Origin of the sequence: Xanthomarina maritima (assembly GCF_008084905.1) — a bacterium.
GTDB classification, from domain to species: Bacteria; Bacteroidota; Bacteroidia; order Flavobacteriales; family Flavobacteriaceae; genus Xanthomarina; species Xanthomarina maritima.
Genome location: NZ_VSFC01000052.1, coordinates 76,975 through 89,211, shown reverse-complemented (window position 1 = coordinate 89,211; position 12,237 = coordinate 76,975). Strand labels below are relative to the sequence as shown.

General features: G+C 32.1%; 10 protein-coding genes and 1 tRNA gene. 4 read left to right on the top strand and 7 right to left on the bottom strand.

The genetic code is table 11. The features are described from left to right. Positions 1-7: 7 nt before the first annotated feature. The 7 genes from FVF61_RS10270 to FVF61_RS10240 all read right to left on the bottom strand — a co-directional run bounded on the left by FVF61_RS10270 (position 8) and on the right by FVF61_RS10240 (position 8,955). On the bottom strand, positions 8-1,225 hold the full coding sequence (locus tag FVF61_RS10270; RefSeq protein WP_148455999.1) for a site-specific integrase: 1,218 nt from the start codon (positions 1,223-1,225) through the stop codon (positions 8-10). 278 nt (positions 1,226-1,503) lie between these two features. Continuing rightward, positions 1,504-1,577 (bottom strand) — tRNA-Asp (locus FVF61_RS10265). Between the two features lie 80 nt (positions 1,578-1,657). After that, entirely contained in the window at positions 1,658-2,587 is a 930-nt protein-coding gene (locus FVF61_RS10260) for a DUF58 domain-containing protein (RefSeq protein WP_148455996.1), read from the bottom strand. Positions 2,588-2,654: 67 nt separating this feature from the next. Further along, positions 2,655-2,972, bottom strand: a complete 318-nt coding sequence (gene trxA / locus FVF61_RS10255; protein ID WP_148455993.1) for a thioredoxin — start codon at positions 2,970-2,972, stop codon at positions 2,655-2,657. 141 nt (positions 2,973-3,113) lie between these two features. Next, complete coding sequence (gene dnaE / locus FVF61_RS10250; RefSeq protein WP_148455990.1) at positions 3,114-7,499, bottom strand: DNA polymerase III subunit alpha; 4,386 nt, start codon at positions 7,497-7,499, stop codon at positions 3,114-3,116. Positions 7,500-7,636: 137 nt separating this feature from the next. Then, complete coding sequence (locus FVF61_RS10245) at positions 7,637-8,086, bottom strand: ferritin-like domain-containing protein (RefSeq protein WP_148456645.1); 450 nt, start codon at positions 8,084-8,086, stop codon at positions 7,637-7,639. Positions 8,087-8,271: 185 nt separating this feature from the next. Further along, positions 8,272-8,955, bottom strand: coding sequence for a DUF6252 family protein (locus FVF61_RS10240; RefSeq protein ID WP_148455987.1), 684 nt, complete (start codon positions 8,953-8,955; stop codon positions 8,272-8,274). Positions 8,956-9,102: 147 nt separating this feature from the next. Between FVF61_RS10240 and FVF61_RS10235 the strand changes: the two genes are divergently transcribed. The 4 genes from FVF61_RS10235 (at position 9,103) to FVF61_RS10220 (ending at position 12,204) form a co-directional block, all read left to right on the top strand. Beyond that, entirely contained in the window at positions 9,103-9,663 is a 561-nt protein-coding gene (locus tag FVF61_RS10235) for a 30S ribosomal protein S16 (RefSeq protein WP_148455984.1), read from the top strand. Between the two features lie 72 nt (positions 9,664-9,735). Continuing rightward, positions 9,736-10,266 (top strand): ribosome maturation factor RimM, encoded by a 531-nt coding sequence (gene rimM, locus FVF61_RS10230; protein WP_148455982.1) that lies wholly within the window; start codon positions 9,736-9,738, stop codon positions 10,264-10,266. Positions 10,267-10,325: 59 nt separating this feature from the next. Then, complete coding sequence (locus tag FVF61_RS10225) at positions 10,326-10,985, top strand: tRNA1(Val) (adenine(37)-N6)-methyltransferase (RefSeq protein WP_148455981.1); 660 nt, start codon at positions 10,326-10,328, stop codon at positions 10,983-10,985. Between the two features lie 40 nt (positions 10,986-11,025). Continuing rightward, on the top strand, positions 11,026-12,204 hold the full coding sequence (locus tag FVF61_RS10220) for an acyl-CoA dehydrogenase family protein (RefSeq protein WP_148455979.1): 1,179 nt from the start codon (positions 11,026-11,028) through the stop codon (positions 12,202-12,204). Positions 12,205-12,237 lie beyond the last annotated feature (33 nt).

Below are 12,237 nucleotides of genomic sequence, written 5' to 3'. Positions count from 1 at the left end.
TTATTAATCATCCTTTTTTCTTCAATTTATTACTTAACTTACTCATTTCCTCACTTATCTTTTTTTGCACAACTTCACCATAATGTTCTTGAGTAGTTTGCATCTTACTGTGACCTAATAATTTTGACACTATTTCCATAGGCACATCATTATAAAGCAATACAGTTGTTGCAAAAGTTTTTCTGGCAATATGATGAGTCAGATTGATTTTGATACCTGTAACATCTGCTATTTCCTTCAGATAGGCATTGAACTTTGGATTAGAAATCCTTGGAAACACATAATCTGATTCATCTTGATTATATTTTTCCATTATCATTTTTGCTTGTGGCATTAATGGAACTTTATAACTTCTTGAAGTTTTAATCCTATGCACAACAATCCAAAGATTATCATCAAATTCAACTACAACATCAGATTTCTTTAACCCTATCATTTCTTTGAAAGCTAATCCTGTATAACAACAGAACACAAACATATCTTTAATTTGTTGCACTCTTTGAATTTCAAAAGTTTGCTTTTCCAAATTTAGAAGTTCATCTTGAGAAAGATATATAATGTCTTTTTTGACTCGTTTTGCTTTGTAAAGCATAAAAGGGTCTTTGTCTAAATAATCTTCTGCAATTGCATACTTTATTGACCTCCTAAACCTCTGAATTACCTTATTTAAAGTAATTTGAGCAAAGTTCTTTTCTGTTTTAAGGTAATATTCATAATGAATCACAAAACTGCCTTTAACAGTAGAGAGCTTTATATCCTTAGATTTGTATTTCCATTTAATAAAACTCTTTAAATGTTTACCATAGGCTATATATTTCTTATGAGTATTTTCATTCAACTCCTTACCTATTAACCTTTCAAGGTATTTTAAAAACATATTATAAACTTCATAGACTCCTACATCTTTTTTAACCTTTACTCCTTTATACTGTCTATAAATATCCTCTACATCAAAACTTACTTGATTAACTTGAAGCATTAAAAAAGCCTGATTCAGTTTTGCTGAAATCAGGCTTAATTGTGTGTTCTTATAATTATGTTCTTTATCTAGTGACTCTATAATCTGCTGTAGTCTATTCCAGTTATCAGGTTCAGTAAATAATCCTGTAGAAAACTCTTTTCTTCTTTTAAGATATGTCAATCTTGCTTGAATGGGGCACTTACCTTGTTTATTTATCTTAGACTTCTGTATATAGTACAAAATACTTAATGTTCTGATTTTCATTTTTTTGTGGTTTTAATTTTGGGACACCTGAAGAAAAAAAGTGGGACACCTAAAAGGACACCTTATTTTGAAGAATTGAAAGTTTTTGAAGATTAGTACCTCTCTAAAACAAAAAAGCATCCCAATCTTCTATAAAGAAAAAAGGAAAGCTTTCCATTGGATAAAACTGAATTAATCAGCTCTACTACCATTGACAGACTACTACATCTGTCAAAACAACACAACTAATTTTAATTGCTAAAAAAAGCTCCAACTTCTTGGAGCTTTAGCAATTTTAGCGGTCTGGACGGGACTCGAACCCGCGACCTTCGCCGTGACAGGGCGACATTCTAACCAACTGAACTACCAGACCGTTGCTTTATTGCGGATGCAAATATAAGCGCCTTTTTTTATAAGTCAAACCTTTTTTAAAGTTTTTTTAGTTTTTTTTTATTACAGAAATCTTTGTCTCTCTATCATGTACGTTGTGAGTATATTATCAAATTTTTTATTAATATCTGCCTCAACATACTTTATTTTATATTGCCCACATTTTAGCCTTATCGTCTCAAAATAATCATTAACTAATTTTTTATAATTATCCTTTATGTTTTCGGCATATAAATTTATATACTCACCTGTTTCAACATCTACATATTTTTTTGGTGTATTATCAAAATCAAATAGTACTTCTTTTTCATTATCAAACACATGAAACAAAACTACTTCATGCTTATTATGTTTTAAATGTCTTAAGGCTTCAAATAATTTATCTTGATCTACAAATGTTTGTAACATATCTGTAAAGAAAAAAATTAGGGAACGTCTTTTAATTTTTTCAGCTATTTGATGAAGATACGTATATGTTTTAGTTTGTTTTTTTTCAGGTTTAGAAAGTACAAGCTCACTTAATTGATGTAAAAGCATTTGATGATGTCTTTCACTACCTTTTTCAGGTGAATAATAATCATAAGAGTCACTATAAACACTTAATCCTACCGCATCTCTTTGCTTTTTCAACATGTGCATTAATGAGGCAGAAGCTAAAGCAGAAAAGGCTATTTTATTTAAATTTCCTATAGAAAATAATTTTAGTTCAGGAAAATGCATCGAACTACTATTATCTATAATTAAATGACATCGTAAATTAGTCTCCTCTTCATAACGCTTGGTAAAAAGTTTATCTGTTTTTGCATACAGTTTCCAATCTATATGCTTGGTACTTTCTCCCTGATTATAGATTTTATGTTCTGCAAATTCTGCTGAAAATCCATGAAACGGACTTTTATGCATACCTGCAATAAACCCTTCTACTACTTGCTTAGCAAGTAAGTCTAAGTTTTTAAATCCTCCAGTTTTATTAAGTTCTTGTTGTATATCCATGAAGTCTCTAAACTAAAAAAGGTTTGCCGTTAAAGCAAACCTTTTATCTTTTCTTTTAAAAAGTATTTTATAAAAGTGAGTCAATAGCTTCTGTATAAGCACTTTTTTGTGCCACACCAACTTGACGACCTACCACTTCTCCATTTTGAAAAACTAAAACTGTTGGTATGTTACGTACACCATATTTTGCAGCAAATTCTTGGTTTGCATCTACATCTACTTTCCCAACAACAGCTTTACCTTCGTATTCTGTACTTATTTCATCAATGATTGGGCCAACCATTCTACATGGACCACACCAAGCTGCCCAAAAATCTACCATTACTGGTTTATCACTTTTTAATACTGTTTCTTCAAACGTTGCATCTGTTATTTCTAATGCCATAATTTATAATTTAATAAGTTCTACTTCTAATTATTATACAATATTAGTCAAAAATTCTGCCAAAGCTTACACCCTGACAATTTGTTTTGTTTATGAATGCATTGTTTCACTTTATATATGTTTCTTGACATCTCAAGAATTCTAATTTAATTTATAAAAAACATCATTCAAATCTAACTCATCTAATAACTCTTGAGAAATTTTTACTTTTTGTTTTCTACTTGGCATATTGAGTTTTATTTGTTCTTCATTATCATAGATAATAAAATTTAGCATATGTTCTCCATTATGTATTTTAAATAACTCCTTGAGTTTTGTAATGCGTATGTCTTGTAAATCCGAAATATTTATTTGAATAGATAGTTTTTTCGCATAGGTATCCATAACATCATGTAATAACTGGAAGCTATTAAACTGAATTCTAGGATCACTTTTTTTACCTGTTTCTCTATTAATCCAACCTTCTCGAACAAATAGTTTTACATAAACAAAAGAGTTTTTTAATAAGAAATGCCTAAACTTTAAATATTCTTCTCCAAATATTCTAAATTCGAAACTATCAGTATAATCATCTACTGTAAATAAAGCCCAACCTTTCCCTTGTTTACTTACTCTATGCTGTACATCTGTTACAACACCACCAAAAGTTAACTCCCTATTTATAAATGGTTCTAAATCTTGCAATAATGCCAAATTGGCATTACAGAATGTTTTCATTTCTATTTTAAAATCGTCTAACGGATGACCAGAAATATAAATACCAACTACTTCTTTTTCTCGAGCTAATTTTTCCATAGTTCCCCATTCTTCGCAAGGTGGCACTAATGGTTCTGCTATCTGTACATCGCTAGATTCGCCAAATAAACTTACTTGTGCTGAGTTTTCATTTTCTTGATGTTTAGCGCCATATTTTATGGCTTTTTCCAGAAATGTGATTCCATCTCCTTCATCTTGAAAATATTGAGCTCTATGCGTTTCTTTAAAACAGTCAAATCCTCCTGCTAAAGCTAAATTTTCAAAGGCCTTTTTATTGGCTGCTCTTAAATCAATTCGTTTTGCAAAATCGAAAATGGATTTGTAGTTTCCATCTTCTTTTCTATTCTTAACAATTGTTTTTACAGCTCCATGACCAACACCTTTTATGGCTCCCATTCCAAAACGAACAGCATTATCTTTATTTACAGAGAATTTATAATATGATTCATTAATATCTGGCCCAAGCACATTTAATTTCATTCGTTTACATTCTTCCATAAAGAAAGTCACTTGCTTTATATCATTCATGTTATTTGATAAAACAGCTGCCATATATTCTGCAGGATAATGCGCTTTTAAATAAGCTGTCTGATAAGCAATCCATGCATAACAAGTAGAATGTGATTTGTTAAAGGCATAACTAGCAAAAGCTTCCCAATCTTTCCAGATTTTTTCCAATTTGTCTTTATCATGTCCTTTTGCTCCTGCTTGCTCAATAAATTGAGGTTTCATTTTATCTAGAACTGCTATTTGTTTTTTACCCATAGCCTTTCTGAGGACATCTGCTTCACCTTTCGTAAAACCTGCCAGTTTTTGGGACAAAAGCATTACTTGCTCTTGATACACAGTAATACCATAAGTTTCTTTAAGGTACTCTTCCATAGCAGGAAGGTCGTAATCAATCTCTTCGTCGCCATGTTTACGTCTGGTAAAACTTGGTATGTATTCCATTGGTCCAGGACGATACAAGGCGTTCATGGCAATTAAATCCTCAAAAACGGTTGGTTTTAGCTCTTTTAAGTGTTTCTGCATTCCAGGAGATTCATATTGAAAAACTCCAACAGTTTCTCCTTTTTGAAAGAGCTCATACGTTTTTTCATCGTCTAATGGAAAGGTATCAGGATCGAGAGTGATATTGTGTTTGGCTTTTACAATTTTTACCGTGTCTTTAATTAAAGTCAAGGTTTTCAAGCCTAAAAAATCCATCTTTAACAAACCTGCATCTTCCACAACCGAGTTGTCGAATTGGGTGACATACAAATCGGAATCTTTGGCAGTTGCTACTGGAACAAACTTAGTAATATCATCTGGTGTAATAATTACACCACAAGCGTGAATCCCTGTATTTCTAACAGATCCTTCCAGAGTTCTAGCCAAATTTACTGTTTCTGCTTCCAGATCTTCGCCTTCGGAAATGTTTAAAAGTTGATTGACTTTTTCTAAGTCTTCAGCTCTAAACATATTTTTGAGGTTTTTTTCATCTGCACCAAAAATTTTGTGTAATTTGGACATGGTTGGAATTAACTTCGCTATTCTATCTGCATCAAAAAGTGGTAAATCTAAAACTCTGGCAGTATCTCGAATGGAAGATTTGGCAGCCATAGTTCCATAAGTAATAATTTGCGCTACTTGATTACTTCCATATTTCTGAATAACATAATCCATGACACGACTTCTACCTTCGTCGTCAAAATCGATATCGATATCTGGCATGCTAATACGATCTGGATTTAAAAAACGCTCAAAAAGCAAATTGTATTTTAGTGGATCTATATTTGTTATTTTAAGACAATAGGCCACAACAGAACCTGCAGCAGAACCACGACCAGGACCTACAGATACATCCATCTTTCTTGCTTCTCGAATAAAATCTTCAACAATTAAAAAATATCCTGGATATCCTGTGTTTTCTATAACCTCTAACTCAAAATTTAACCTTTCGGTGATTTCTTCTGAAAGTTCGGCATATCTTTTCTTGGCTCCTTCATAGGTTAAATGACGTAAGTAAGCATTTTCACCACGTTTACCTCCATCTATAGTGTCTTCTTCATTTTTAAACTCGTTTGGAATATCAAACGCAGGCAATAAGACTTCTCTAGCAAGTTGAAAATTTTCAATTTTATCAACTACTTCTTGAGTGTTTGAAATAGCTTCAGGTAAATCTTTAAAGAGGTCTTTCATCTCTTTAGAAGACTTAAAATAATATTCTTGATTTGGCAAACCATAACGATAACCACGACCACGACCTATAGGAGTAGCTTGTTTTTCACCTTCTTTTACACATAGTAAAATGTCATGTGCATTGGCATCTTCTTTTTTACAATAATAGGTATTATTTGTTGCTACAAGCTTGACACGATGCTTTTTAGAAAACTCAATAAGCACTGGGATTACTCGATTTTCATCTTCTTGATTATGACGCATCAATTCAATGTATAAATCTTCTCCAAACTCTTGTTTCCACCATAGCAAGGCTTCTTCAGCTTGGTTCTCACCAATATTTAAAACCTTACTTGGCACTTCGCCATAAAGATTTCCAGTCAATACAATCAGATCTTCTTTGTATTGCTGAATGAGTTTTTTGTCGATTCTGGGTACATAATAAAATCCATCTGTATAGGCATAAGATGATAGTTTGGCTAAATTATGATACCCTTTTTTAGTTTTAGCAAGGAGCACTATTTGATACCCATTATCTTTTCTGGATTTATCTAAATGATCTTCACAAACAAAAAATTCGCAACCAATAATGGGTTTTATTTCTTGAATATTTGCTTCTTTCCCTTCTTCTTTTAATTTAGCATTTTTAGCTTGAACACTTTTATTATGAAGGGTTACAGCTTTCACAAAATGAAAAGCTCCCATCATATTGGCATGATCTGTTAATGCAACAGCTGGCATATTTTGATCTGCAGCAACAGACACTAAGTCAGGAATACTGATTGTTGATTGTAATACAGAAAACTGAGAATGATTATGAAGATGAACAAAATCTATCTCAGCTAATTCTGAGATGTTTTCTTTTATCTCAGCTTCTGAAAGATCATCAGATTGCTCCTTTTGCAATCTTTTATTAATTTTTGAACTTTCTTGTTTTAGGTTAATATGTTTTAAACCTATAAGCTGAATTTCTTCCGGATTTGCTTCAGAAAAATTCTTAAAATAATCTGGTTGGACGTTTAACTCTTCTTTTGTGTATTCTTTTCTTCTTATTAATTCTAAAAAACAACGCGTGGTTGCTTCCACATCTGCAGTAGCATTATGTGCTTCGGCAAAAGGTTGGTTGAATAAAAATTGATGTAGCTCTGTTAAAGTAGGTAGTTTGAATTTTCCATAGCGACCACCAGGAAGTTGACAAAGTTCAGCCGTATGTTCAGTACAAGTATCCAAAACTGGTAATTCCTGAAGTGGATTTACGACATCTTCTCGAACAAATTCAGCTCCCATAATATTAAGATCAAACTTAACATTTTGCCCAACTACAAATTTGGTTTTTCTTAACGCTTCATTAAACTTTTCTAAAACCTCTAACAAAGGCACACCTTGCTCTTGCGCTAATTCTGTAGAAATCCCATGAATTTTCTCAGCATCATAAGGAATATTAAACCCTTCGGGTTGGATTAAATAATCTTGATGTTCGATACATCTTCCCATCTCATCATGCAGCTGCCAAGCTATCTGAATACATCTTGGCCAATTATCTGTATCTGTAATTGGTGCATCCCAACGTTTAGGCAAACCTGTGGTTTCTGTATCGAAAATTAAGTACATAAAGAAGTTTTATTCAAAAAAATAAGAACGTTAAAATTACATATAATTAATGCTTTTTTAAAGTGAAGTTATAAACAGTTATAAACAAAAAATGCAGCTCTTTTGAGTTGCATTTTAACATCTAAATATTATTCGTATTAAGAAACTAATTCTTCATGAACTTTTTCTGTATTTATGGCTGCTTGAATAGCATTTTTATGCTTAATCAGCAACGAATCTATACTTGGAGGTAAATTACTTTCTTTTAAAATATCTTTATATTCTTCAAGACTTGCTTTCTCTCCTCTAATAGCTTCTTCTAAAACAACTTCTTCATTATTTGAAGTAAAAGTAGATTTTAATTTCATCCAATTTCTGTGCATTGTTCCTTTTAAACTACCAGAATTTTCAGGTATTTCACCATATTGTAAAATTTCAGTTCTTAATTCTTTAGCAAATTGACTTCTTTCTGTAGCACGACGTTTAAAAAACATTTTTAAATTTGGACTCTCCACATTGTTCATTGCATCAATATAGCCTTTTTCGGCATCATAATTTTTTACTAATAGTTCGTTTAACTTTTTTGAAATTTCTTCTGAATAACTCATAATCTTTTGCATTTTAAATTTCAATAATTTCTTTAAAGATGTGTATTGTTTCACATCTGCATATATAGTATAACGAATAGATAGCTTCAAGTCAAGTATTATGGTTGTTAATTTAAAAACTTTAAGATTCATTAACAAAAAAAGCAACTCATTGGTTGCTTTTTAAGATTTAATTATACTTTTTATTATGGCATACAATCTCCTAACGAATCTATAATAGCTTGTAACCCTCCTGAAGTATCTCCACAGGCTGCAATTTGAGCTATTAAAGCGTTTTTATAAGCGTTGCAAAGATCTGTATATTCTGGCATTGTTGGGTCTGTTGCAGCAAAATTTTGTCCTGCAATATTTGCTGCTTGGGTAACTTCTAAACAACTACTACCTTCTGAGACCAGGCCACCTAATAATGGTACTTTATATACTATACCTTTACTAAAGTTTACGGTTTTTAAACCATCAACAGTATAAGCGTTGAACCAAAATGTTCCTTTAAGAGTTTTCGGATCTGTATTTATAATATCTTCTATAATAATTTCTCCATCAGCAGGATATAATGATATACTTGGGTCAGGATTGAAAGCTGTTGAATAAACTTCTCCTTGATCGTCTATAAAGATTGCCTCACTTGTACTTCCTTCTCCTAATTCAAAAGTTCCACGTGCATCATTACTAGTTATTAATTGAACGGTTCCAAAATTATCAACTCCTTCAATAATAAAACCTCCATAATCTATATCGGCAGAATAAGAAAGTGCCTTCCAATTATTACCATCTTTTTTGCCTTGCATGGCTGGGGAATTAAATTCTATATCATCGCTACAACTTACAGCAGTTAATATAGTTATTGCAAATACAAATATTTTTTTCATAATCAACTTTGATATTTATAAGAATTCAAAAATATGACAAAAAAAATAAACAATTAGTTTTTTGATAAAAAGTTGAAAATTAAAAAAATATAGTATCTTTGCACACTTATTAATAATCGAGGTCGCGAACCTCACTAATTAATTTTTATGTCAGTTAAAATTAGATTACAAAGACACGGTAAAAAAGGTAAACCTTATTACTGGATTATTGCAGCAGATGCAAGATCAAAAAGAGATGGTAAATACTTAGAAAAAATAGGTGCTTACAATCCAAACACAAACCCAGCAACTATCGAATTAGATGTTGATAGTGCTGTTAAATGGTTACAGAATGGTGCACAACCTACTGATACTGCTAAAGCAATTTTATCATACAAAGGTGCTTTACTAAAAAACCACCTAGCTGGTGGAGTTAGAAAAGGTGCTTTAACTGAAGAGCAAGCAGAAGCTAAATTTACTGCTTGGTTAGAAGAAAAAGCTGGTAAAGTTGGTGCAAAAGCAGAAGGTTTAGCTAAAGCTGATGCAGATGCTAAAGCTAAAGCATTAGAAGCTGAAAAAGCAGTAAATGAAGCACGTGTTGCTGCAGCAGCTCCAGTTGAAGATGCTACCGAAGAAGCTGTTGAAGCTGAAACTACTACTGAAGAAGTTGTTGAAGAAACAACTGAAGAAGCTGCTAATGCAAAAGAAGCTTCAAACGAAGAAGAATAAAAAAATTATTTTTTATACTTTTAAACTCCGATAAATTATCGGAGTTTTTTGTTTTAATAAATTACATTTTCAATGCGAAAAAAAGACTGTTTTTATCTTGGTAAAATTGTTAAAAAATACAGTTTTAAAGGCGAATTACTTATAAAATTAGATACTGATGAGCCAGATATTTACGATGGTCTAGATTCTGTGTTTATTGATCTTAGGGGTAATTTAGTTCCTTTTTTTATTGAAAATTCACAATTGCATAAATCCGAACTTCTTAGAATAAAGTTTGAAGACATAGATATTGAAGCTGATGCTGATGCCCTTCTAAAATGTGATTTATATTTACCCCTTGAATTCTTACCAAAATTAGAAGGAGATAAATTTTATTTCCATGAAGTTATTGGATTTAAAGTAGAGGATTTGCATCATGGAAGTATAGGTATTATTAAAGCTATTAACGACTCTACAGCTCAAGCTCTTTTTGAAATTGATAAAGATGGCATTGAAATTTTAATTCCAATGAATGACCATTTTATAAAAAAAATTGATAAACCTAACAAGACTGTATTTGTTGATACACCCGAAGGACTTATAGATTTATATTTAGAAGAATAACTGTGTCAATAAAACCTTTCAAATTCAAACAATTCTCAATAAATCAAGATCGTTGTGCTATGAAAATTGGCACAGATAGTGTGTTACTTGGAGCATGGGTTTCTTTAGAAAAAAATCCGTTTTCAATTTTAGATATTGGTTCTGGAACTGGCATTATAGCTTTAATGCTAGCTCAAAGAAGTTATGCTGAACTTATTGATGCAATAGAAATTGATGAGAATGCATACGAGCAATGTGTTGAAAACTTTGAAAATTCTTCTTGGAGTGACAGACTCTTTTGTTATCATGCATCGCTAGATGAATTTACAAATGAAATTGAAGATAAGTACGATTTGATTATTTCAAATCCTCCATTTTATTCCGAAGACTACAAAACGGAAAATAACCAACGTGATTTAGCTCGTTTTGAAGATGCCATGCCTTTTAATCATCTAATTGAAAGTGTTTCGAAACTATTGTTAAAAAGTGGTAGTTTTTCATTAATAATTCCTTCAAAGGAAGAAGAAAACTTAATTTCGTTAGCTTTAGAAGTCAGCCTATTTCCAAATAGAATATTACATGTAAAAGGAACTTCAACTTCTAAGACAAAAAGAAGTCTTATTGAATTTTCATTTAATAAAACTGAAATTCTAACTGAAGAACTTATCATAGAATCTTCCAGACACCAATACACTTCAGACTATATAAATTTGACTAAAGAATTCTATCTTAAAATGTAGCATTTTGTTACATTTGCTTTTCTAACAAAATGATATAACAATGAAGCCTGATTTATTTGAAGCTCCTGATTATTATAATCTAGACGAATTATTAACCGACGAACATAAATTGGTACGTGATGCTGCCAGAGAATGGGTAAAACGTGACGTATCTCCTATTATAGAGGAATATGCTCAAAAAGCAGAATTTCCAACACAAATTATAAACGGTTTAGCTGAAATTGGTGCTTTTGGCCCTTATATTCCTCATGAATATGGAGGAGCAGGATTAGACCAAATTTCTTATGGTTTGATTATGCAAGAGATCGAGCGTGGTGATTCAGGCGTGAGAAGTACAGCTTCGGTCCAGTCTTCTTTAGTAATGTATCCAATATGGAAATATGGAAACGAAGAACAACGTCAAAAATACTTACCAAAATTAGCTTCTGGAGAATGGATGGGTTGTTTTGGACTAACAGAGCCAGATCATGGTTCAAATCCTGGAGGCATGGTAACCAACTTTAAAGATATGGGAGATCACTATCTTTTAAATGGTGCTAAAATGTGGATCTCAAATGCGCCTTTTGCACAAGTGGCAGTTGTTTGGGCTAAAAACGAAGAAGGTAGAATTCATGGTTTAATTGTGGAACGTGGTATGGAAGGTTTTTCAACTCCAGAAACACACAATAAATGGTCACTTCGTGCTTCGGCAACTGGAGAACTTATTTTTGATAATGTAAAAGTTCCTAAAGAAAATCTACTACCTAACAAATCTGGATTAGGTGCTCCACTTGGATGCTTAGATTCGGCTCGTTATGGTATTGCTTGGGGAGCCATTGGCGCAGCAATGGATTGCTATGATACAGCTTTGCGTTATAGTAAAGAGCGTATTCAATTCGGAAAACCTATTGGTCAATTTCAATTACAACAAAAGAAACTAGCAGAAATGATTACCGAAATCACCAAAGCCCAATTATTAACTTGGAGACTTGGTGTATTACGTAACGATGGCAAAGCAACTTCTGCACAAATATCTATGGCAAAACGAAACAATGTAGATATGGCTATCAATATTGCTCGTGAAGCAAGACAAATGTTAGGTGGTATGGGAATTACTGGTGAATACTCAATCATGAGACATTCTATGAACCTTGAAAGTGTCATTACCTATGAAGGTACTCACGATATCCATTTATTGATTACTGGAATGGATGTTACTGGCTTAAACGCTTTCAAATAAAGCCTAAGGCTTATTTAAAATCTCACTCGGTCG